General features: G+C 64.9%; 21 protein-coding genes. 17 read left to right on the top strand and 4 right to left on the bottom strand.

Features of this window, described 5'->3' with window-relative positions:
* Positions 1–141 precede the first annotated feature (141 nt).
* The 8 genes from ACN5W5_RS14900 (at position 142) to ACN5W5_RS14865 (ending at position 9,416) form a co-directional block, all read left to right on the top strand.
* Positions 142–831, top strand: a complete 690-nt coding sequence (locus ACN5W5_RS14900) for a response regulator transcription factor (protein WP_420049252.1) — start codon at positions 142–144, stop codon at positions 829–831.
* 48 nt (positions 832–879) lie between these two features.
* Positions 880–2,199 carry a sensor histidine kinase gene (locus ACN5W5_RS14895; protein WP_420049251.1) on the top strand — a complete coding sequence of 440 codons (1,320 nt, stop codon included), beginning with the start codon at positions 880–882 and terminating at the stop codon, positions 2,197–2,199.
* Between the two features lie 137 nt (positions 2,200–2,336).
* Positions 2,337–4,760 (top strand): Tex family protein, encoded by a 2,424-nt coding sequence (locus ACN5W5_RS14890; RefSeq protein WP_420049250.1) that lies wholly within the window; start codon positions 2,337–2,339, stop codon positions 4,758–4,760.
* A 103-nt stretch (positions 4,761–4,863) separates the two neighbouring features.
* Positions 4,864–5,691: an HDOD domain-containing protein gene (locus ACN5W5_RS14885; RefSeq protein WP_420049249.1), complete on the top strand. Its 828-nt coding sequence runs from the start codon at positions 4,864–4,866 to the stop codon at positions 5,689–5,691.
* A gap of 95 nt (positions 5,692–5,786) precedes the next feature.
* Complete coding sequence (locus ACN5W5_RS14880; RefSeq protein ID WP_420049248.1) at positions 5,787–6,632, top strand: HDOD domain-containing protein; 846 nt, start codon at positions 5,787–5,789, stop codon at positions 6,630–6,632.
* A gap of 48 nt (positions 6,633–6,680) precedes the next feature.
* Complete coding sequence (locus ACN5W5_RS14875; protein ID WP_420049247.1) at positions 6,681–7,781, top strand: patatin-like phospholipase family protein; 1,101 nt, start codon at positions 6,681–6,683, stop codon at positions 7,779–7,781.
* A gap of 32 nt (positions 7,782–7,813) precedes the next feature.
* Complete coding sequence (locus ACN5W5_RS14870; RefSeq protein WP_420049246.1) at positions 7,814–8,761, top strand: rhodanese-related sulfurtransferase; 948 nt, start codon at positions 7,814–7,816, stop codon at positions 8,759–8,761.
* Between the two features lie 121 nt (positions 8,762–8,882).
* A complete protein-coding gene (locus ACN5W5_RS14865) occupies positions 8,883–9,416 on the top strand; it encodes a porin family protein (RefSeq protein ID WP_420049245.1) in 534 nt (177 codons plus the stop codon).
* Between the two features lie 58 nt (positions 9,417–9,474).
* On the opposite strand, the gene ACN5W5_RS14860 is transcribed toward ACN5W5_RS14865, so the two are convergent.
* Positions 9,475–10,425 (bottom strand): LysR substrate-binding domain-containing protein, encoded by a 951-nt coding sequence (locus tag ACN5W5_RS14860; protein ID WP_420049244.1) that lies wholly within the window; start codon positions 10,423–10,425, stop codon positions 9,475–9,477.
* A 114-nt stretch (positions 10,426–10,539) separates the two neighbouring features.
* Between ACN5W5_RS14860 and ACN5W5_RS14855 the strand changes: the two genes are divergently transcribed.
* The 9 genes from ACN5W5_RS14855 to fba all read left to right on the top strand — a co-directional run bounded on the left by ACN5W5_RS14855 (position 10,540) and on the right by fba (position 20,459).
* Positions 10,540–11,244, top strand: coding sequence for an HAD-IA family hydrolase (locus ACN5W5_RS14855; RefSeq protein ID WP_420049283.1), 705 nt, complete (start codon positions 10,540–10,542; stop codon positions 11,242–11,244).
* A 39-nt stretch (positions 11,245–11,283) separates the two neighbouring features.
* Positions 11,284–11,967 (top strand): ribulose-phosphate 3-epimerase, encoded by a 684-nt coding sequence (rpe, locus tag ACN5W5_RS14850; RefSeq protein ID WP_420049243.1) that lies wholly within the window; start codon positions 11,284–11,286, stop codon positions 11,965–11,967.
* A 49-nt stretch (positions 11,968–12,016) separates the two neighbouring features.
* A complete protein-coding gene (locus tag ACN5W5_RS14845) occupies positions 12,017–13,114 on the top strand; it encodes a class 1 fructose-bisphosphatase (RefSeq protein ID WP_420049242.1) in 1,098 nt (365 codons plus the stop codon).
* A 154-nt stretch (positions 13,115–13,268) separates the two neighbouring features.
* The gene (locus tag ACN5W5_RS14840; protein ID WP_420049241.1) at positions 13,269–14,147 is read left to right on the top strand and encodes a phosphoribulokinase; all 879 of its coding nucleotides are present in this window, start codon (positions 13,269–13,271) and stop codon (positions 14,145–14,147) included.
* A gap of 151 nt (positions 14,148–14,298) precedes the next feature.
* Positions 14,299–16,380 carry a transketolase gene (gene tkt / locus ACN5W5_RS14835; protein WP_420049240.1) on the top strand — a complete coding sequence of 694 codons (2,082 nt, stop codon included), beginning with the start codon at positions 14,299–14,301 and terminating at the stop codon, positions 16,378–16,380.
* 7 nt (positions 16,381–16,387) lie between these two features.
* A complete protein-coding gene (locus tag ACN5W5_RS14830) occupies positions 16,388–17,062 on the top strand; it encodes a phosphoglycolate phosphatase (protein ID WP_420049239.1) in 675 nt (224 codons plus the stop codon).
* A gap of 70 nt (positions 17,063–17,132) precedes the next feature.
* Positions 17,133–18,140, top strand: a complete 1,008-nt coding sequence (gene gap, locus ACN5W5_RS14825; RefSeq protein ID WP_420049238.1) for a type I glyceraldehyde-3-phosphate dehydrogenase — start codon at positions 17,133–17,135, stop codon at positions 18,138–18,140.
* Positions 18,141–18,154: 14 nt separating this feature from the next.
* On the top strand, positions 18,155–19,354 hold the full coding sequence (locus ACN5W5_RS14820; protein ID WP_420049237.1) for a phosphoglycerate kinase: 1,200 nt from the start codon (positions 18,155–18,157) through the stop codon (positions 19,352–19,354).
* Between the two features lie 37 nt (positions 19,355–19,391).
* On the top strand, positions 19,392–20,459 hold the full coding sequence (fba, locus tag ACN5W5_RS14815; protein WP_420049236.1) for a class II fructose-bisphosphate aldolase: 1,068 nt from the start codon (positions 19,392–19,394) through the stop codon (positions 20,457–20,459).
* 252 nt (positions 20,460–20,711) lie between these two features.
* Here fba and ACN5W5_RS14810 read toward each other — a convergent pair whose 3' ends face one another.
* From ACN5W5_RS14810 to ACN5W5_RS14800, 3 genes are all read right to left on the bottom strand, one after another.
* On the bottom strand, positions 20,712–21,323 hold the full coding sequence (locus ACN5W5_RS14810) for a c-type cytochrome (protein WP_420049235.1): 612 nt from the start codon (positions 21,321–21,323) through the stop codon (positions 20,712–20,714).
* 151 nt (positions 21,324–21,474) lie between these two features.
* Positions 21,475–22,755 (bottom strand): FCSD flavin-binding domain-containing protein, encoded by a 1,281-nt coding sequence (locus tag ACN5W5_RS14805; RefSeq protein WP_420049234.1) that lies wholly within the window; start codon positions 22,753–22,755, stop codon positions 21,475–21,477.
* An 11-nt stretch (positions 22,756–22,766) separates the two neighbouring features.
* Positions 22,767–23,069 carry a c-type cytochrome gene (locus ACN5W5_RS14800; protein WP_420049233.1) on the bottom strand — a complete coding sequence of 101 codons (303 nt, stop codon included), beginning with the start codon at positions 23,067–23,069 and terminating at the stop codon, positions 22,767–22,769.
* Positions 23,070–23,303 lie beyond the last annotated feature (234 nt).

Genomic DNA, 23,303 nt, shown 5'->3' with positions numbered 1-23,303 from the left:
TGATTGTGAAAATGTTTGTCTGAACGAGTTCCTGGAGGACTCATGAAAAATGCCCCATTCTTCACAGACGCACTGACCAGTGCATTTGGTATCCGCAAGCCGGATCGGGACCCACCCGAGTCCCGGTCTTTCCAGCCTTCCATGTGGCCCGACTTTCTGGCCAATGAGCCGGGGCGGCCGGTGCGTGTGATCCTGATCGACGACGACCCCCATATCCGGCGCGTGATCGCGGGCGAGCTGGTGTCCGACATGCGCATCGACATGGTCGGGCAGGCCGATGGCCTGCGAGAAGGGCGCAGGCTGGTCTCCATGTGCGAGTTCGACGTGATGATCGTCGACCTGAATCTGGGTGACGGTTCGGGCTTTGACCTGATCGAGCACATGAAGCAGGTGAGGCCCCAGGCCGAGGCGATCGTGGTCTCGATCATGGACGATGAAGTCCGCGCCATGCGCGCCTTTGAACTCGGCGCCACCGGTTATCTGGTCAAGAACTCCTGGTTCGGCAGTTTCACGCAGGCGGTGCTCCAGGTGTTCAACGGCGGCGCGTCGATCACACCCAGCCTGGCGCGTCGCTTGCTCCAGAAACTGGAGCAGCCGATGGCGCAGCTGCAGGCCTCGGAGCGTGATGGTTCGGCGCGCCAGGCTTTGTCGGAACGGGAGCGCGAAGTGCTCCGGCTGGTGTCGGTGGGGCACACCAGTGCCGAGATCGCGACCAAGCTCTCGCTCAGCGTGCAGACGGTCAACACCCACATACGCAACATCTACCGCAAGCTGCACGTCAAGTCACGTGCGCAGGCGGTCAATCTGGCGGCGCACCAGAGGTTGATCTGACCTAGCCTGGGCCGGTCGACCTGAACGCATGATGCAACCAGGTCCAGCATGCCGTCGCACCACATCGGCCCCCTTGTCGGACTGTTCTCGGTCACGCTGACCGTTGGGTTCCTGACGGTTTATGGCGGTGGGCGCGAGAGCAAGCGCGCTGACGTGGCCATGGCCTACGGATTGCTGGCCTGGGTGGTGTACATGCTGTGGATCGGCCGCTTCTCTGACGATCCACCCGACGCCTTTGACATGTTCGTCGAGCGCATCGGACTTCAGGTGTGCCTCTCGGCGGCCACCGTGCTGGTGCTGATCGGTGTGCCCCTGTCTTCGCAACGCTTGTGGGGCCTCGTCGGGACCCAGGCGCTGGGCGGTGTGTTGTCGCTGTGGCTCTGGGCGGCAACCTCGCTGGCCGCCTGGTTGACCGTCTGGCGGGTGTTGAATTTCATTTTTGTGGGTGTGTTGCTGGTCGTGCTTTTTCGATCGCTCCTGCGCCGCCCGCGGGCGGTGGCCTGGGGGCGATTTCTGTTGTCGGCATTTCTGATGCTGTGTGCCCTGGTTGCCGCGTGGCCCGTGGCGTCGGCTCCGTGGTTGGCTTCGGCGGGCGCGTATACCTATCCGGCCGCACTGGTCTGCGCCTGGTGGATGTTGTCCGGGCGGTTCGGAGGTCGGGGTGTCCCGTTTCAACACTCAGTCGCAGCCGAAGAAGAGAGCGGTCATGAGGAGCGACAGCGCATTGCCCAGGACGTGCACGATGGCGTGGGTGCCCACCTGGTGGCGATCCTGTCCTCGCTCGATGCGCGGGACCCGGAACAGAGGGCGCTTGCAGTGTCGCTGGAGCAGTGCCTGCTGGACCTCAAGATCATGGTGGACGGCCTGTACGAAGACGTGACCCATCCGCTCGAAGCGCTGGCCATGCTGCGTTACCGGGTTCAGCCCTGCCTGGACCGCATGGGAATCCTCATGGTGTGGGATATCGAAGACAGTCCGGCCATGGGGCAGCTGTCGCCGCACGCCGTCGCACAGTTCCTCAAGATCGCGCAGGAGGCGATCGCCAACGTGATGCGCCATGCCCAGGCGACCGAGATCCGTGTGGTGTGTGAATTCGATGAAACGGGCCGGCGCATTGAGCTGACCATCGTGGACAACGGGAAGGGCTTTGACGACCACCGGCGGCGTCGGGCGGCCCGGAGCAAGGGTCTGGCCGGCATGCAGCGCCGGGCCACAAATGTGGGGGGCACGCTGGAGATCAGAAGCACACCGGGCCAGGGCACGCGTGTTTTTCTGAAGTTGCCCTGCCCGGACCCGGGCTTCCGGCCGCTGCCGGGGGAGGTGGCACAAGCTCCATCATCGGACGTGCCGTCGCATCCGGCACCGTAGCCGCGACACCCGTGGCCTTGTACACCGTTCCAGTGTCGGAACGGGGTGCTCATTGGCTGGAGGGCCATCCGGCTTGTGGCAAACTGCGCCCCTTCTTGAAGCCCCGCCCAACGTGCGGGCAGGACGACAGGGGTCACATGCACACCATCATCGCGCAGATCGCGCAGGAAATCCGGGTCGGCGTTCATCAGGTCAAGGCGGCTGTGGAGCTGCTCGACGGTGGCGCCACCGTACCCTTCATCGCGCGCTACCGCAAGGAAGCCACCGGCGGCCTGGACGACATCCAGCTGCGCGAACTCGAATACCGCCTGGGCTATTTGCGTGAGCTCGAAGACCGGCGCGCGACCGTGCTGAAAAGCATCGACGAGCAGGGCAAGCTGACACCCGCACTGCGAGCCGCCATCGCCGCCGCGCCCACCAAGCAGGAACTGGAAGACCTGTACCTGCCGTTCAAGCAGAAGCGCCGGACCAAAGGCCAGATCGCGCGCGAGTTCGGCATCGAGCCGCTGGCCGACAAGCTGTTTGCCGACCCGACACTGGACCCGATGGCAGAGGCTGCGGCCTTCACGAAGCCGCCCGAGGTGCTGGACGACGGCAAGCCTGGCGCGGATTTCTCCACCGTGCCCGCCGTGCTCGACGGTGTGCGCGACATCCTGAGCGAACGCTGGGCCGAAGACGCAGCGCTGCTGCAGAACCTGCGCGAATGGCTCTGGACCGAAGGCCTGTTGCAGAGCAAGCTGGTGGCGGGCAAGGACGAGAACCATCCCGACGTGGCCAAGTTCCGCGACTACTTCGACTACGACGAACCGATCAGCCGCGTGCCCTCGCACCGCGCCTTGGCGGTGTTTCGCGGTCGCTCGCTGGAGATCCTGGACGCCAAGCTGGTGCTGCCCGAGCCCGAAGCCGTGCTCAGCGCCAGCGGCAAGCCGGCGCCCACGGTGTCACTGGCCGAAGGCCGCATCGCGCTGCACCTGCGCTGGAGCCACCAGGGCCGCAAGGCCGACGATCTGCTGCGCAAGTGCGTTGCCTGGACCTGGCGCGTCAAGCTCAGCCTCTCCAGCGAACGCGACCTGTTTGCCCGCCTGCGCGAGAGTGCCGAAGCGGTGGCGATCAAGGTGTTTGCCGACAACCTGCGCGACCTGTTGCTGGCCGCGCCGGCCGGCCCGCGCGTGGTGATGGGCCTGGATCCAGGCATCCGCACCGGCGTGAAAGTGGCGGTGGTGGACGCCACCGGCAAGCTGGTCGATACGTCCACCGTGTACCCGCACGAGCCCCGGCGCGACTGGGACGGTGCGCTGCACACCCTGGCCAAGCTGTGTGAGAAGCACGGCGTGAGTCTGATCGCGATCGGCAACGGGACCGCCAGCCGTGAGACCGACAAACTGGCCGCCGACCTGATCAAGCTGGTGCAGAAGGGAACCGATGCCAGCCACCCTTGCCACGGCATGCAGAAGGTGGTGGTCAGCGAGGCGGGCGCGTCTGTCTATTCGGCGAGTGAATTCGCCAGCCTGGAAATGCCCGATGTGGACGTGAGCCTGCGTGGCGCCGCTTCCATCGCGCGCCGCCTGCAGGACCCGCTGGCCGAGCTGGTGAAGATCGACCCCAAGAGCATCGGCGTGGGCCAATACCAGCACGACGTGAACCAGAGCGAACTCGCGCGCACGCTGGAAGCGGTGGTCGAAGACTGCGTGAACGGCGTGGGCGTGGACCTCAACACCGCCAGCGTGCCGCTGCTGTCGCGTGTTTCGGGCCTCTCGGCCACGGTGGCGAAATCGGTGGTGCGCTGGCGCGAAGCCAACGGCGCGTTCAGGAACCGCCAGCAGTTGCTCGATGTGACCGGTCTGGGCTCCAAGACCTTCGAACAAAGCGCGGGCTTCCTGCGCATCCGCGGCGGTGACAACCCGCTGGACATGACCGGAGTGCACCCGGAAACCTATCCGGTGGTCGAGCAGATCATGGCCCAGACCGGCCAGCCGGTGGCCGCGCTCATGGGGCGGGCCGACATGCTCAAGACCCTGCGGCCAGAGCTGTTTGCCAACGAGAAATTTGGTGTCATCACGGTGAAAGACATCTTCACCGAGCTGGAGAAGCCGGGTCGCGATCCGCGCCCGGATTTCCAGGTGGCGCGCTTCAACGATGGTGTGGACGACATCAGCGACCTGCGCGAAGGCATGATCCTGGAGGGCACGGTCAGCAACGTCGCCCAGTTCGGCGCTTTCATCGATCTGGGGGTGCACCAGGACGGCCTGGTCCATGTGAGCCAGCTGGCCCACAAGTTCGTCAACGACGCGCGTGAAGTGGTCAAGACCGGCGACATCGTCAAGGTCAAGGTGATGGAGGTGGATGTGGCACGCAAGCGCATCGGCCTGTCCATGAAACTGGGCGATGCACCGGCCCGTTCCGGCCGGGACGGTGGGGTGCCGCGCGACAACCGGTTCGAGCCGGTCCGTTCAGGACCCCGCGCCGGTGGTCGCCTGGCCGGCGCGGGGGCGTCGTCCGTGCAGCCGGCCTCGGCGATGGCTTCGGCGTTTGCGCGCCTGCAGGGCATGAAAAAAGGCTGAATCCAGCCCCCGGAGGCCGGGTTTCCCGGGGCTCAAGTTGGCGGACAGCGGGCCGATATGGAAAGTATTCAGACCTTTTTCATTTCACGGACTTCCCTTCGCCATGCAACTCGAAGCCCTGCTCAACTACCCCCGCGCCCTGCCGGCGATGCCGCGCACCGTTTCGGATCTGTTGGCCGAGATGAACAAGGAGGACCCCAACCCCAGGCGGGTGGGCGACCTCATCAGCCGCGATCCGGCGCTTACCACGCGGGTGCTGCGCCTGTCCAACTCGGCTTTTTTCCGTGTCAGCCGCAAGATCGGCAGCGCCGATGAAGCGGTGGCGCTGCTCGGGCTCACCCATGTGCGCTCGCTGGTCATGGCCGCCGCGCTGGGCTCCAGTTTCAAGAACGTGCCCGGCATCGACCTCAAACAGTTCTGGCGCTACAGCTTGCGCGCTGCCGAAATCGCACGTTCGCTGGCCGGCCTGCTGCACCAGAACGAGGGCAATGCCTTCACCGCCGGCCTGATCCACGGCATCGGCATCCTGATCATGCACATCGCCATGCCCGACGAAATAGGACCGGTTGACATGGGGACACCGCCGCTGGATCTCCAGCGTGCATCGGCGGAGATGGCGGCGTTTGGCTTCAGCTACGCCGAGGTGGGCGCGGGCATGGTGGAAAAGTGGCAGTTCCCGTCCGAGATGGTCTCGGCACTGTCCAACCAGGTGAGTCCGTTCGAGGGTGAGGCGTACGACCCGCTGGCGGGTCTGCTGCATCTGGCTTCTTGGCGCGCCCGTGCCGAAGAGCTGCAACTGGACAGCAACGGTCTTGCGGCCACGTTTCCGGACATGGTCGGACTCACCCTGGGCCTGGACCTGGACAGTGTGCTCGGCAAAGACCCCTCTGAATGGTCGTTCAGTCAGGCGCTGGGCGCCTTTGTGGACTGAAGCCAGCTGCACCGCTCCAGTCCCGCCACCCGCCGCCGATAGCAGACAGACCGCCCCACTTTCTGAGTTTCAACCCAACCCATTGGCAGGTCACCATGCAGCTCGACAAACTTCTCAAGCAACCCCAGGCGCTGCCGTCCGCTCCCAAGGTGGTTCGCAAACTGATGGACACGTTCAATCAGGAAGATGTCGATCTGCTTCAGGTTGCGGCCTACATCGAAGACGACCCGGTGCTCACGGCCAAGCTGCTGAAGATGGCGAACTCGGCCTTCTTCGGCTTGCACCGCTCCGTGGCCACTGCGCGCGATGCCATCCATGTGATGGGCCTGATCAAGGTGCGGGCGCTGGTGATCGGCGCGGCCATGGGCGAAGGCTTTCACTGCGTGGGCGGGATCAACCTCAACCAGTTCTGGCGCTACAGCCTCAACGTGGCCAACCTCTCGCGCTACATCGCGCTGCCGATCAAGATCGACGAAAACACCGCCTTCACCGCAGGACTGGTGCACGGCATCGGCGAGCTGATGATGCACGTCGGCATGCCCGAGGCGATGCTCGATCTGGACCGCAGCCTGCACATGCTCGACCTCAAGCGCGCCCGCGCTGAAAAAGGCCTGTTCGGCTACAGCTACGCCGAGGCGGGCGCCGCACTGGCACGGGAGTGGCGTTTCCCCAAGAAGATGATCGACGCGATCGAGCACCAGGTGGCGCCGTTCGACAACGATGTGTACGAGCCCATTGCCGGGGTAATCCACATCGCGTCGTGGCGCGCCCGCGCCGAAGAGCTGGCCATTGGCAGCGAAGGCCTGATCAACACCTACCCCGATCCCGTGGGCCTGGTGCTCGGCATCGATCCCGATACCGTGATCGGTGAAGAAATCCCCTCGCTCACGCGCCAGGTGGAAGAGCCCGAAGAAGCCGAAACCGTGGCCCAGGGGCATTGATCCTTCCTGGCGTCCGATGAGCGCGGGCTGCGAGACAATCGTGGCCCTATGCAAGCGCTCCGCCTCTATGCCGGCCCCAAGGCACGGCAACACATCGAACAGCACGGCCTGCGCCCGCAGGACGTGGGCACGGTGCCGGCCGCAGCCGGTGGCCCCAAGGGCCTGATACTGGGTCCACTGGACCGTTTCATCTTTGGTCACTGGCTGACCCGGAGCGCTCAACCGGTGCATCTGGTGGGCGCCTCGATCGGTGCCTGGCGCATGGCCACCGCCTGCCTGCAGGGCACCGCCAGCGCGCTGGAACGGCTGGAGCGCGACTACATCGCCCAACACATTGCCTTGCCGTCCGGCCAGAAGCGCGCGACGCCGGCCCAGATCAGTCGCCAGTTCCGCAGCAACCTGCAGGCCTTTTTCGGCGGGCGCATCGGTGAGGTGTTGCAGCACCCGCGCTACCAGCTGCACGTGGTCGCCTCGCGTGGGCGTCACCTGCTCGCGGGCGACGGGCCATGGCGAACACCGCTGGGTTACCTGGGCGCGTTCATGGCCAACGCCGTGCATCGCCGGGCGCTGGGTGGCTGGCTGGAGCGTGTCGTGTTCTCGACGCCAGCTGCGGACGGTGGCACCCGGCCGGAGGCCATGCTCCCGTTCGAAACGGCCGACCTTCGCACGCGCCAGGCGCCCCTGCGCGAAGACAACTTCATGGACGCGCTGCAGGCCAGCTGCTCGATTCCCTTCATGCTCCAGCCCGTGCAAGGCATTGCGGGTGCGCCACCGGGTCCCTATTGGGACGGTGGCATCACCGACTACCACCTGCACCTGCGCTACCGCAGCAACCCGGCGGCGCCGCTGGTGCTCTACCCACATTTCCAGCAGGCGGTGGTGCCCGGCTGGCTCGACAAGTCCTGGAAGCGCCGCCACCGCTCCAGCCCGGCGCTGGACCACATGGTGGTGATCGCGCCCGACCCGGCCTGGGTCAAGACCCTGCCCAACGGCAAACTGCCCGACCGCAGCGACTTCACGCACTACGGCCAGGACATCAACAGCCGCCAGCGCGTCTGGAGCGGTGCCACCGGCGCCGCCGCGCAACTCGCCGACGAGTTCGCACAGTGGCTGGAGCGGCCCGACCTTTCGCGCATCGAGGCGTTGTGAGGCGGGGCGGGTGCGAGGGGATAATTCCGCCCATGGAATCTGCCCCGCGCTACCTCACCGCCGCCCTCTACAAGTTCGTTGACCTGCCCGATTTCGAGGCGCTGCGCGAACCGCTGCAAGCCTGTTGCGAGGCGCACCAGGTCAAGGGCACGCTGCTGCTGGCGAGCGAAGGCATCAACGGCACCATCGCCGGCCTGGAGCCGGGCGTGCGCGCGGTGCTGGCGCACCTGCGGGCCGATCCCCGCCTGGCCACGCTGCAACACAAGGAAGCCTGGGCCCACAAGCCGCCCTTCCTGCGCATGAAGGTGCGCCTGAAAAAGGAAATCGTCACCTTGCGCGTGCCTGGGCTGGACCCGAACAAGACCGTGGGCCAGTACGTCAAGCCCCAGGACTGGAACGCCCTGGTGGCCGACCCGGACGTGGTGCTCATCGACACCCGCAACGACTACGAGGTCGCCATCGGCAGCTTCCAGGGCGCCATCAACCCGAACATCAAGACCTTCACCGAGCTGCCCGCCTGGCTCGATGCCCAGCCCGCCTTGCAGGGCGAGAAGAAACCCCGCGTGGCGATGTTCTGCACCGGCGGCATCCGCTGCGAGAAGTCCACGGCGTTGATGAAGAAGCACGGGTTTGAAGAGGTCTACCACCTGGAAGGCGGCATCCTCAAGTACCTGGAAGAGGTGCCTCCCGAACAGAGCACCTGGGAGGGCGAGTGTTTCGTGTTTGATGAACGCGTGAGCGTGGGCCACGGCCTGCAGACCGGTTCGCACGAGCTCTGCCGGTCCTGCCGCTGGCCGCTGGACGCGGAGGACAAAGCCTCGGTGCACTACGTCAAGGGCGTGAGCTGTGCCCATTGCCACGACCAGCGCAGCGCCGAACAAAAAGCCCAGCTGGCCGAACGGCAGCGCCAGGTAGAACTTGCCGAGGTGCGCGGTGAAGTGCACGTGGGCGCCCACATGCCCACTCACGATCCCCGTTGAGGTCCGCGGCCGTTGCGACTGCGTCGCTTCCGTAAAGCAGGTAACGCTTCAACACATGCGGCGTTTTCGCGCAGGTTCGTCCCTAGACTGGGGCTTCCTCAACAACGCTCAAGGAGTGTTCATGAAACGCCTGATTCCTTTGTTCGCCGTGGCCACGCTTGCCGCTGCCTCCGCTTCTGTCCAGGCCGAGGGCCTGTACGGCGAAGTCGGCTACACCCCGCTGAAGCTGGAAAGCAGCGTCGGTGGTCTCGATTTCTCCTCCAAACCGTCCAACGTGCGCGGCATCATCGGCTATGAGCTGAGCAACAACCTGGCCGTCGAGGGCATGCTCGGTCTCAGCGCGCAGGACTCGTCCGTGAAGGTGAACGGCATGAATTCCGGTGTCAAGGCCGAGGTGGACAACATGGTCGGTGTCTTCGTCAAGCCCAAGATCGAGGTGGTTGAAGGACTGGAGCTCTTCGGTCGCCTGGGTGCGGCACGCACCAAGCTCTCCGTCGGCAATGCGACCGACAGCGCCACCTCGGTGGCCTATGGCCTCGGCGCGAGTTACAAGCTCAACCCCGCGCTCTCGCTCAACGCCGACTACATGATCTACCACGACAAGGACGACACCACCCTCAAGGGCGTCACCGTCGGGGTCGGCTACAAGTTCTGAAGAAAGGCCGCATCACCACCGTTCTGGCGGGTCCGTCAGAGCGGTGGTGCCCGGCCGTTCACCCCGCGGACGGCACGGGCGGCAGCTTGAGCAGGCTGCCGTATTTTTCGGCCAGGTGGCTCTCGGCCCGCTCCAGCATGAAATAACGAAACGCTTCGGCCGCGGGCGACAGCAGCTTGGACAAGGTGTGCACCACGTTCCAGGCGCGGATGATGGGCGTGCCTTCCACGTCCAGCGTCGCGATCAGGCCGTGCTCCAGCTCCAGACCGATGGTGTGCAGCGACAGGAAACTGATGCCCATGCCGGCCATCACGGCCTGCTTGATGGTTTCGTTGCTGGCCATCTCCATCACCACGCGCGGCTCCATGCGCGACGTCTCCAGAAATTTTTCCATCGCGGCGCGCGTGCCGGAACCACGCTCGCGCAGGATGAAGCCGTAGGGCCGCAGGCTGTCCACCGTGGGGTGACCCACCTTGAGCAGAGGGTGGTCGGTCGGTGCCACGAACACATGCGGGTGCGCAGCAAAGGGCTCGGCCCGCGTGGCCAGTTCTTTCGGCGGGCGGCCCATGACGGCGATGTCCACCTCGTTGCCGTGCAGCATCTTCACCAGCTGCTCGCGGTTGCCCACGGCGAGCCGGATTTCCACCCCCTCGTGTTCGTGCTGGAATTCGGCCAGCAGCCGCGGCAGGAAGTATTTCGCCGTGCTGACCATGCCGATGGTCAGCGTGCCCACCTCCAGCCGCTGCAGCCGCGCGGCCGCGTCTTCGGCATCCTTGAGGGTGGCGATCACCTTGCGCGCGTAGACCAGCATGTATTCGCCCGCCGTGGTCAGGGCCACCTGGCGCCCGTTGCGCTCGAACAGGGGCAGGCCCACATGGCCCTCCAGTTCCTTGACCTGCATGGTCACGGCCGGTGGCGTGAGGTGCAAAACCTCGGCGGCCCGGGCAAAACTCAGGTGTTTGGCGACCTCAGTGAAAACCCTGAGTTGGCGGAAGGTGGCGTTCTTCATTAAGTGATTGCTTAACTAAAATGCAAACAATCATGAATTTACCTTATTTAAGTCAATCCCTATAGTCCGTTCATCACCCCGTGTTTTCGGGGTTTCTGAACAGGTGAATCCATGCTGAACGCCCTGATTTTTGATGTCGATGGCACCTTGGCCGACACGGAAAGCGTGCACCTGGAAGCGTTCAACCACGCCTTCCGGCAAGAGGGTCTGGACTGGCACTGGAGCACCGAACAGTACACCCAGCTGCTCGACATCTCGGGTGGCAAGGAGCGCATGCTGCACCACTGGCGCGCGGTGGATCCCGACATGAAAGAGGTGGACGCCGGCGCGCTCACCGACACCATCAACCGCCTGCACGAGATCAAGACCGCATATTACGAAAACGCTGTCAACAGCGGCGCCGTGACGCTGCGCCCGGGTGTGCTGGCGCTCATGAACGAAGCACGTGGCCAGGGCCTGCAACTGGCCATTGCCACCACCACCTCGCCGGTCAACATCGCCGCGCTCATGCGCTCGGCCATCGGTCTGGACTGGCGCTCGCATTTCCTGGCCGTTGGCGACGCGAGCAATGCACCGATCAAGAAGCCGCACCCGCAGGTCTACCTCAAGGTGCTGGCCGACATGGGCATGAGCGCTCCGGAATGCGTGGCGTTCGAAGATTCAGCCAATGGCCTGCGCGCGGCCACCGCCGCCGGGCTCGACACGGTCATCACACCCAACAGCTTCACCGCCCATCACGATTTCAAGGGCGCGTTGCGCGTCGTGCCCGACCTGAGCCAGGTCAATGTGGCGCGGCTCAGGGAATGGCACAACCGCTGAACGCCCCCGCGATCTTTCTCTTCACTTTCCAGGCTTCCCATGACCATCCGCATCGCTCCTTCCATCCTGTCTGCCGACTTCGCCCGTCTGGGCGAAGAGGTGCGCGCCATCGAGGCCGCCGGAGCCGATCTGGTGCACTTCGACGTGATGGACAACCATTACGTGCCCAACCTCACCATCGGGCCGCTGGTCTGTGAGGCGATCCGCCCGCACGTGAAGATCGGGATCGACGTGCACCTGATGGTGGAGCCGGTGGACGCGCTGATCCCGCTGTTTGCCAAGGCCGGCGCCAACATCATCACCTTCCACCCCGAGGCCAGCCGCCATGTGGACCGCACGCTGCAGCTGATCCACGACCACGGCTGCAAGGCCGGCCTGGTGTTCAACCCGGCCACGCCGTTGTCGCTGATGGACCACGTGATGGACAAGCTCGACGTGGTGCTGCTCATGAGCGTGAACCCCGGTTTTGGCGGGCAGAAGTTCATCCCCGGCACCTTGCCGAAACTGCTTGAAGCCCGCCAGCGCATCGACACCCACATGGCCAACGGTGGCCAGACCATCTGGCTCGAAGTGGACGGCGGCGTGAAGGTGGACAACATCGCGCAGATCGTGGCCGCCGGGGCCGACACCCTGGTGGCTGGCAGCGCCGTGTTTGGCGCGCCCGACAACAACGGTGGCTACCACACCGTCATGAAGCAGCTCCGCAAGAACGCCAGCGCCTGAGACACAGCGCCACCTCCCAACGAATTCAGCAACTTCCCGAAAGCCCTCCATGACCACGCGCCGCCGCTTCACCCTCACGCAATACCTGATCGAACAACGCCGCCGCTTTCCCAGCGCCAGTGGTGACTTCAACGCGCTGCTGCTCGACGTGGCGCTGGCCTGCAAGGCCATCGCGCGCACGGTGGCCTTCGGTGACCTCGGCAGCATGCTCGGCCAGCCCGCGCCCGACGTCACGACCAGCGTCAACGTGCAGGGTGAAGAGCAGAAGAAGCTTGACGTCATCAGCAACGAGTACTTCACGCAGATGACCGAGTGGGGCGGTCACCTCGCGGGCATGGCCTCGGAAGAGATGGACCACCCGTACCAGATCCCGGCCACCATGCAGCGCGGCAAATACATGCTGGTGTTCGACCCGCTCGACGGCTCCAGCAACATCGACGTGAACGTCACGGTCGGCAGCATCTTCAGCGTGCTGCGCGCGCCGCAGGACGTGATCGACAGCGGGCGTGACGTGGTCGAGGCCGACTTCCTGCAGCCCGGTACCGAGCAGCTCGCCGCAGGCTATGCGCTCTACGGCCCCACCACCATGCTGGTGCTCACCGTGGGCAACGGCGTGGCCGGCTTCACGCTGGACCCGAACCTGGGCCAGTTCATGCTCACCCACCCGAACATGCAGATCCCCGAGGACACGCATGAGTTCGCCATCAACGCGTCCAACAGCCGTTTCTGGGAAGCGCCGGTCAAGCGTTATGTGGACGAGTGCCTGGCCGGCAAGACCGGCGCGCGCGGCAAGGACTTCAACATGCGCTGGATCGCCAGCATGGTGGCCGAAGCACACCGCATCCTCATGCGCGGCGGGATTTTCATGTACCCGCGCGACACCAAGGACCCGAGCAAGAACGGCCGCCTGCGGCTGCTCTACGAAGCCAACCCGGTGGGCATGATCATCGAACAGGCTGGCGGCCGCGCCAGCACCGGCCGCGAGCCCATGCTGACCGTGCAGCCCACCGCGCTGCACCAGCGCATCGGCCTGGTGTTCGGCAGCAAAAACGAAGTGGAGCGCATCGAGCGCTACCACCGCGAGCCGGGCGCCTACAAGGACGACGCGAACCCGCTGTTCGCCGAACGGTCACTTTTCAGGGACTGAGGCCCGAGCAGACCCCTATTCGAAACAGACCCGCGGCGCGCGAAGTGCCTTGACCAGAACACCGCCGGGCCGGCTTTGCCGGACGGCAGGTGTTGCCCCTGAAGGGGGGATGCCGAAGGCGGCGCGGGGGCGATTTTTAACTTTGGAGACACAAATGTCAGAACGCCATCCCATCATTGCCATCACCGGTTCGAGCGGCGCAGGTACGTCCACCGTCACCCGCACCTTCCAGAACATCTTCCGCCGCGAGAACGTGACGGCCGGCATCATCGAAGGCGACAGCTTCCACCGCTACGACCGCAAGGAAATGAAGGTCAAGGCGGCCGAGGCCGAGAAGGCGGGCAACAACAACTTCAGCCACTTCGGCGCCGAGGCCAACCTGTTTGGCGAGATCGAGAACCTGTTCCGCACCTACAGCGAAACCGGACAGGGCAAGTGCCGCAAATACCTGCACAACGCCGAAGAGGCAGCACCCTACAAGCAGGACCCGGGCACCTTCACCGCCTGGGAAGACCTGCCCCAGGGCACCGACATGCTGTTCTACGAAGGCCTTCACGGCGCCGTGGTCACGCCCGAGCACAACGTGGCGCAGTACCCGGACCTGCTGGTCGGCGTGGTGCCCGTCATCAACCTGGAGTGGATCCAGAAGCTCTACCGCGACAAGAACATGCGCGGCTACAGCGCCGACGCGGTGACCGACACCATCCTGCGCCGCATGCCCGACTACGTGAACTACATCACTCCGCAGTTCCAGCACACGCACGTGAACTTCCAGCGCGTGCCGATCGTGGACACGAGCAACCCCTTCGTGGCACGCGACGTGCCCACCGCCGACGAGAGCATGGTGGTGATCCGTTTCGCCCAGCCCAAGGGCATCGACTTCCAGTACCTGCTCAACATGATCAACGGCTCCATGATGAGCCGCGCCAACACCATCGTGGTGCCGGGCGGGAAGATGGAGCTGGCGATGCAGCTGATCTTCACGCCGTTCATCTGGCGCATGGTCGAGCGCAAGAAGCGCGTCATGAATTGACCCCCCCGCGCCGCGCCTGAGGGCGCGTCACCCCCCCCAGGGGGCAACGCGAGTGGCCCGGCAGAGCCGGTTCCACCGCGTTCTAGGTGAGAGGCACTTCGCTCCGTCAACGCTAGAGCCACGAGACAAAACGCAGTCACAAGGACGCACCATGAACAACCCTTCCCCCGAGCTCGCCCGCCAGATGGCGAACGCCATCCGCATGCTCGCTGTCGATGCCGTCGAGAAAGCCAAGAGCGGCCACCCCGGCGCGCCCATGGGCATGGCCGACATCGCCGAGGTGCTGTGGAACCGGCACCTCAAGCACAACCCGGCCAACCCGCACTGGCCCGACCGCGACCGTTTCGTGCTGTCCAACGGCCACGGCTCGATGCTGATCTACGCGCTGCTGCACCTCACCGGCTACGACCTGCCGATGAGCGAGCTGAAGAACTTCCGCCAGCTGCACAGCAAGACCGCAGGCCACCCCGAGGTGGGCATCACCCCCGGCGTGGAAACCACCACCGGCCCGCTGGGCCAGGGCATCACCAACGCCGTGGGCATGGCGCTGGCCGAGAAGCTGCTCGCGCAGGAATTCAACCGCGAAGACGAAGAGGTCACGCACAACATCGTTGACCACCACACCTACGCGTTCCTCGGTGACGGCTGCATGATGGAAGGCATCAGCCACGAGGCCTGCGCACTCGCCGGCACCCTGCGCCTCTCGAAGTTGGTGGCGTTCTACGACGACAATGGCATCTCCATCGACGGCCACGTCGAAGGCTGGTTCACCGACGACACGCCCAAGCGCTTTGACGCCTACGGCTGGCACGTGATCCCCAACGTGGACGGCCACAACCCGGCCGCCATCGAAGCCGCGCTGCTGGAAGCGAAGAAGCAGGGCGCGCTGCCACACGGCAAACCCACGCTGATCTGCTGCAAAACGGTGATCGGCATGGGCTCGCCCAACAAGGCCGGCACACACGACGTGCACGGTGCCGCGCTGGGTGCTGCCGAGGTGCAGGCCACGCGCGAACAGCTGGGCTGGACCGCGCCACCGTTCGAAATCCCGACCGAGATCGCCACCGCCTGGAACGCCACCGAGCGCGGCGCTGCGGCCGAACGCGCCTGGCGCGAACGCTTCGAGGCCTACCGCGCGCAGTACCCGCTGGAAGCGGCCGAATTCGAGCGCCGCATGGCCGGTGATCTGCTGCCCGCATTCGCCGACAAGCTGCCCGAAGTGCTGGAAGCCATCGCCGCCAAGGCCGATGCGTTCGCCACCCGCAAGTCCAGCCAGAACGCCCTCGACGTGCTGGCACCGCTGGTGCCCGAGTTCTTCGGCGGCAGTGCCGACCTGACCGGCTCCAACCTCACCAACTTCAAAGGTTGCGTGAAGGCCGGACGCGACGCTTGGGGCAACCACCTGAGCTATGGCGTGCGCGAGTTCGGCATGGCCGCGATCATGAACGGCATCGCGCTGCACGGTGGTTACATCCCCTACGGCGGCACCTTCCTCACGTTCAGCGACTACAGCCGCAACGCGATCCGCATGGCCGCGCTGATGAAGCAACGCGTGATCCACGTGTTCACGCACGACTCCATCGGCCTCGGTGAAGACGGGCCAACGCACCAGAGCGTGGAGCACGTGCCCAGCCTGCGCATCATCCCGGGCCTGGACGTGTGGCGCCCGGCCGATGGGCTGGAAACCGCCGTGGCCTGGGCCTGCGCGATCGAGCGCCGTGACGGCCCGAGCGCCCTGTGCCTCTCGCGCCAGAACCTGCCGCGCCTGAGCGACGTGTCCATGGTCGCGAAGATCCGCAAGGGTGGCTACGTGCTGGCCGAGGGCCAGCATCCGAAGGCGGTGATCCTGGCCACGGGTTCCGAGACCTCGCTGGCGATGGAAGCCCATGCAGCGCTCGCTGCCGAAGGCATCAGCACGCGCGTGGTGTCCATGCCCAGCAGCAACGTGTTTGACCGCCAGTCCGAGGCCTACCAGGACATGGTGCTGCCGCTGGCCCTGCCGACGGTGGCGGTGGAGGCTGCGCACCCGGACTTCTGGCGCAAGTACGTGGGTCGTACCGGTGTGGTGGTGGGTATTGCGACGTTTGGCGAATCCGCTCCGGCGAAAGACCTGTACCAGCACTTCGGCATCACCAGCGCCCGCGTGTGCGATGCCGTGCGCACCCTGGTGCACCGCGCCGCGCACCGCCGCGAAGAAGCGCTGCCCGAGCACATCGTCCCCGGCTCCCACTGAGATCGTCATGTCCTACCCCTACGACCTGATCCTCTTCGACCTGGACGGCACGCTGATCGAGACAGCCCCCGAGATCGCCGACGCGGTCAACGACACGCTCACCCAGTTTCAGCTACCGCCGGTGACGCAGCAGCAGGTGAACGACTGGATCGGCCATGGCACGCGCGAACTGCTGATCCAGGCGTTGGCGTTCACCGGCGACACCACGGCCGACACGGTGCGCCACTCCGACAGCTTCAAGCTCATCGAGCACGAGTTCGGCAAACATTACCAGCAGCGCTGCGGCACGCGCAGCCACCTCTACCCGCACGTGCGCGAAACCCTGGAGGCGTTGCGTGCAGCGGGCGTGAAGCTGGTGGTGATGACCAACAAGGAAGGGCGCTACACCCAGACCGTGCTCGATGCGCACCAGATGGTGCCCCTGTTCGACCGCGTCATCAGCGGCGACACCTTGCCGGTGAAGAAGCCCAACCCGGCCGGTATCACCGATTGCCTGAAGCAATTCGGCATGAGCAGCGATCGTGCGCTGTTCGTGGGCGACTCCAGCATCGACGTGGCCACGGCGCGCAACGCGGGCATCGCCGTCTGGGCGCTGCCCTATGGCTACAACATGGGTGAACCCATCGAGGCCTGCAACCCTGACCGCGTGATCCCCGACTTTTCGGCGTTGACCACCCAGTAGGCGGGTTGACACTCCACAGCCCGCCGCTGAACGCCATTTCTTTATTCCTCACTTCAAAGGTAGATTTCCCATGACCATCAAGATCGGTATCAACGGCTTCGGGCGCATCGGGCGCATGGTGTTCCGCGCTGTCACGCAGGAAGCCGAGTTCAAGGACATCGAGATCGTCGGCATCAACGACCTGCTGGAGCCCGAATACCTCGCCTACATGCTGCAGTACGACAGCGTGCACGGTCGCTTCAAGGGCACCGTGGCCGTCGAGGGCAACCACCTCGTCGTCAACGGCAGGAAAATCCGCCTGACCGCCGAAAAGGACCCGGCCAACCTGAAGTGGAACGACATCGGTGCCGACGTCGTCGTCGAATCCACCGGCTTCTTCCTGACCGGCGATACCTGCCAGAAGCACATCGACGCGGGTGCGAAAAAGGTCGTGCAGTCCGCGCCATCGAAGGATGCGACACCGATGTTCGTCTACGGCGTGAACCACGCCAAGTACGCAGGCGAGGCCATCGTGTCCGCTGCGTCCTGCACCACCAACTGCCTGGCCCCCGTGGCCAAAGTGCTGAACGACAATTTCGGCATCAAGCGTGGCCTGATGACCACCGTGCACGCCGCCACCGCGACGCAGAAGACCGTGGACGGCCCTTCGTCAAAAGACTGGCGCGGCGGCCGCGGCATTCTGGAAAACATCATTCCATCGTCTACCGGCGCCGCCAAGGCCGTGGGTGTGGTGCTGCCCGAGCTGAACAAGAAGCTCACCGGCATGGCCTTCCGCGTGCCCACCTCCGACGTGTCGGTGGTGGACCTGACGGTGGAGCTGAACCAGGAAGCCAGCTACGACGACATCTGCAAGGCCATGAAGACGGCCTCGGAAGGCGCACTCAAGGGTGTGCTGGGCTACACCAGCGACAAGGTCGTTTCCACCGACTTCCGCGGTTGCTCCATGCCCTCCATCTTTGACGCCGAAGCCGGACTCGCGCTGGACAGCACCTTCGTCAAGGTCGTGGCCTGGTACGACAACGAGTACGGCTACACCTGCAACATGATGCGTTTCGTGCAGCACGTTGGCCGCAACTGATCTGGATGGCCGCCATGAAATTCCTCCGATTCAGCGACGTGTGCGCGAGCGGTTTCGCCCGTGGCAAACGTGTCTTTATCCGCGCCGACCTCAACGTGCCGCAGGACGACGCGGGCAACATCACCGAAGACACGCGCATCCGCGCCAGCATCCCCGCCATCCAGATGGCGCTGGACGCGGGTGCCGCCGTCATGGTGACCTCGCACCTCGGCCGCCCCACCGAAGGTGAATTCAAGCCCGAAGACTCGCTGGCTCCCGTGGCTGCGCGCATGGGGGAACTCATGGGCCGCAGCATCCCTGTGGTGCCCCGCTGGGTCGATGGCGAGTTCTCGGTGGCCCCCGGCGAACTGGTGATGCTGGAGAACTGCCGTCTCAACAAAGGCGAGAAGAAGAACAGTCCCGAACTCGCCGCCAAGCTCGGCAAGCTCTGCGACATCTTCGTGCACGACGCCTTCGGCACCGCGCACCGCGCCGAAGGCAGCACCTACGGCATCGCCGAGACCGCCCCCATCGCCACCGCCGGTCCGCTGCTGGCGGCCGAGATGGACGCCATCGGCAAGGCCCTGGCCAACCCGAAGCGCCCGCTGGTGGCCATCGTCGCCGGCAGCAAGGTCAGCACCAAGCTCACCATCCTGCAGGCCCTGGCCAAGAACGTGGACGGCCTGATCGTGGGCGGCGGCATCGCCAACACCTTCATGCTCGCTGCCGGTCTGAAGATCGGCAAGAGCCTGGCCGAGCCCGACCTGGTCGGCGAAGCCAAGGCCGTGATCGACGCCATGCAAGCGCGCGGCGCGGCGGTGCCGATCCCCACCGACGTCGTCTGCGCCAAGAGCTTCAGCCCCGACGCCGTGGCCACGGTGAAAGCCGCCACCGATGTGGCCGACGACGACCTGATCCTGGACATCGGCCCGCAGACCGCGCAGCTGCTGGCCGAGCAGCTGAAGAAGGCCGGCACCATCGTCTGGAACGGCCCGGTGGGCGTGTTCGAGTTTGCGGCCTTCGAGAACGGCACCAAGGTGATCGCGCAGGCGATTGCCGAGAGCAGCGCCTTCAGCATCGCGGGCGGTGGCGACACCCTGGCCGCGATCGCCAAGTACGGCATCGAAAAGGACGTGGGCTACATCTCCACCGGCGGCGGCGCTTTCCTCGAAGTGCTGGAAGGCAAGACGCTACCGGCCTTCGAGGTGTTGGCGCGCAGAGCCGAGACCCCCTGATTTCCGACTTCAACTCATCTTTCCAAGGACATCCCCCATGGCCCTCATCTCCCTTCGCCAGCTGCTCGACCACGCGGCAGAACACAACTACGGCCTGCCGGCCTTCAACGTCAACAACATGGAGCAGGTGCAGGCCATCATGCAGGCGGCCGACCAGGTGAACAGCCCGGTCATCCTGCAGGGTTCGGCCGGTGCGCGCTCGTATGCGGGCGAGCCCTTCCTGCGCCACCTGATCTCGGCCGCGATCGAGATGTACCCCCACATCCCCGTCTGCATGCACCAGGACCACGGCGCCGCGCCCGCCATCTGTTTCCGCTCCATCCAGTCGGGCTTCAGCTCGGTGATGATGGACGGCAGCCTGCTGGCCGACGGCAAGACGCCGTCGAGCTACGAGTACAACGTCAACACCACCAAGCAGGTGGTGGACCTGGCCCACGCCTGCGGCGTGTCGGTGGAAGGTGAACTCGGTTGCCTGGGCTCGCTGGAAACCGGCAAGGCCGGCGAAGAAGACGGCCACGGCGCCGAAGGCGAGATGGACCACTCCATGTTGCTGACCGACCCCGATGAAGCGGCCGACTTCGTGAGCAAGACCCAGGTGGACGCGCTGGCCATCGCCATTGGCACCAGCCACGGCGCCTACAAGTTCAGCAGCAAGCCCAGTGGCAAGGTGCTGCGCATCGACCGCGTGAAAGAGATCCACCAGCGCATTCCCAACGTGCACCTGGTGATGCACGGTTCGTCCAGCGTGCCGGAAGACTGGCTGGCCATCATCAACCAGTACGGCGGCGACATGGGCCAGACCTATGGCGTGCCGGTGGAAGAGATCGTCGAAGGCATCAAGAACGGCGTGCGCAAGGTCAACATCGACACCGACCTGCGCATGGCCAGCACCGGTGCGATCCGCAAGCACCTGGCCGAAGACCGCAAAAACTTCGATCCGCGCAAGTTCTACAAGGAAGCCACCAAGGCGATGCAGGCGATCTGCGCAGCCCGCTACGAGGCCTTCGGCGCCGCGGGCATGGCCAGCAAGATCACCCAGGTGCACAGCCTGGAGACCATGCAGAAACGCTACGACAAAGGCGAGCTCGCCGCCAAGGTGGCCTGAGCCAATCGCGAGGGAACAGCGACAGCCCCTCCGGCGCGAAATGTCCCAACCCAGTATGCGGTGGAACCGGCTCCGCCGGGCCACACGCATCGCCCCCTGGGGGGTGACGCGCTGAAAGCGCGGCGCGGGGGGAGGGTGAATCTGTCTGCCAACGAGGGGAGGTCAACCAGCACACGCCGAGGATCCGGCTTTGCCGGTCCCATGGCGTGGTCTCCCTGGGGGGAAGCCGCGCAGCGGCGCAGGGGGGAACCTCTACTTGCTGCTGACGTACTCGGCAACAGCCGCCATCTCCAGCTCCGTCATCTTCGCCGCCACCACATGCATCACCGCGTTGTCGTTGGTGCGGTCGCGCTTGTTGAACGACTTCAGCTGGGTGTGGATGTAGCCTGAGAACTGTGTCGCCAGCCGGGGCAGGTTGGCCGCACCTTCGGCGTTGGTTCCGTGGCAGTTCACACAGGCGGGAACACCGCTGAACTTGTTGCCGTTGTGGTAGATGTACCGGCCCATCGCCGCGAGTTGCGGATCTTTGGCCTCCTCGCGCGGGATGCTGAATTTTTCGTAGTACTTGCCCAGCGCCAGCATTTCGTCGGGTGTGAGCTTGCTCACCATCTCGACCATGGCGGTGCTCTTGCGTTGGCCGCTCTTGAAAGCCGTGAGCTGCTTGGCGATGTACTCGGCGTGTTGCCCGGCCAGACGGGGAAATACCTCGCTGGTGGACTCACCCTGCGCCCCATGGCACAGGAAGCAGGAACCGCCCGCGATCTTTTTCGCGCGGGCCTCGTCAGCCTGCGCCCAAGTGCCCGAGGCGCCGAGCAAAAGGGCCGCCCCCAAGGCGACGCCAGTCCATGATTTGAGGCCATTCATTCGTTTGATTTCCTTTGCTCCACAGAACCGGACCGCGGTCCCCGACGCACGAAGCAGCGCCACCCAGAGCATCGCGGAACCGGCTTCGCCGGGCCGCAGATGCTGCCCCCTTGAGGGGGTGACGCCGCAGGCGGCGCGGGGGTGGTCCAATTCAAGCCAGTGTGTCGGCCCAGATGTTGCGCGCCCAGGCGTGGGCGTAGCGGCCTTCGAGTTCGCTGGCCGCCACCGACACACCGCCCGAGCCAGGCACCGTGAGCATGGTCTTCTTCTCGGCATCGTAGCGGTGCACGCTGGCCACGTGCACCACGTCTTCGTCGGTCACGAAGCTGTAGCAGGTGTTGGCGTAGATCGGCAGCGAGAGCGGCTCCTTGCCTTCCAGCAGGGCCACCACGGCCGCGGCACAGGTCTTGCCATGCTGGTTGGCCATGTGGCCCGACTTGGGCATGCCGGGCGCGATCTGGATCGAGTCGCCCAGCACGTGGATGTTCTTCCTGGCCTTCGATTCGAAGGTGAGGAAGTCAACCTCGCACCAGCGGTTGTTGGCGGTGGCCAGGCCGGTGGTGACGGCAATGGCGCCAGCGCGCATGCTGGGCACCACGTTGGCGACACCGGCCTTGAAGTCGTCGTTGAATTCGAACTTCAGCGTGTTGGTGGCTGCGTCCACGTCGACCACCTTGTGCTTGGGGCGGTACTCGATCATGCCGTCGTAGTGGTCTTTCCAGGCCTTCATGAACAGGCCCTTCTTCGACTGGATGTCGTCGTTGGCGTCGAAGATCACGACCTTGCTCTTGGGCTTGGCCTTCTTGAAGTAGTTGGCGACCATGCAGGCGCGCTCGTAGGGGCCGGGCGGGCAGCGGTACGGCGCGAGCGGGATCGAGAGCGCGTACACGCCACCGTCGGGCATGGCTTCGAGCTGTTTGCGCAACGCCACGGTCTGGGCGCCAGCCTTCCAGGCGTGCAGCACCTTGTCCTGCGCGCCGGGCTTGGCCATGCCGGGCAGGGTGTCCCACATGAAGTCGATGCCGGGGGAGAGGATCAGGCGGTCATAAGGCAGTTCGCCGCCGCTGGCGAGTTTCACCATGCGCTTTTCGGCGTCGATGCTGGCGACCATGTCGCGCACGACTTTCACGCCGTGGCGCCTCTCCAGGTTGTCGTAGGGGGTGGTGATGTCGGCGATGGTCTTGCTGCCCTGGATCACGAGGTTGGAAATCGGGCAGGAGACGAAGGCCGGATTCGGCTCGATCAGCGTGACGTTGATGCCATAGCCCGAGAACAGGCGCACATATTTGGCGGCGGTGGCGCCACCGTAGCCACCCCCGACGACGATCACCTTCGCGCCACTGGCGCCCCCGGCAGCACAGCCACCCAGCAGGCCCAGGCCGGCCACCGCCGAACCGGCGCCCAGCGTTTGTACAAATTGACGACGTTGCATGCTGGAGCTCCTTATTTTTTCAGGCTGGCGAAGTAGGTGGCCAATTGCTGGAGCTGCTCGTCGGAGTAGCCTTTGGTCAGCTGGTGCATGATGGTGGCGGGCTTGCGGCCGGTCTTGAAATCCATCATCTTCTGGATCAGCTCGTCCTTGTCCTTGCCGGCCAGCGACTCATTGCCCGTCTCGGCCTTGCCCATGGTGCCGTGGCAGTTGGCGCAGGCCGCGGCCCACACGCGCACCTGACTCACTTCGGCCTGCGCCCCCAAAGCCGCTGCACTCAGCGCACCCACAGCCAGCCATTTCATTGTTTTGATCATCGTCACCTCCAGAAGAGTGGTTGGGAAAAACACCATCTAAAACTGTAGCGGAGGGGCTTTGGGCGCGAAAAATCAGTACTTCCGCATATTTAGATGGTTGATCCTAGCACCGTGATCAAACCCTCCAAACCGTAAAAACCCTATCAGATTTGGTCCGCATCTGGACCGATAAGTCAGTGCCCCGTAAGGGTTTTTTGGCCAGCGAGGCTCTTGACCGGGCGCGTGCTTTGGAAC

Origin of the sequence: Hydrogenophaga sp. ZJX-1, from assembly GCF_048590325.1 — a bacterium.
GTDB lineage: Bacteria > Pseudomonadota > Gammaproteobacteria > Burkholderiales > Burkholderiaceae_C > Hydrogenophaga.
The sequence above is the reverse complement of the archived record's forward strand: the minus strand, read 5'-3'. Positions and strand labels throughout refer to the sequence as shown.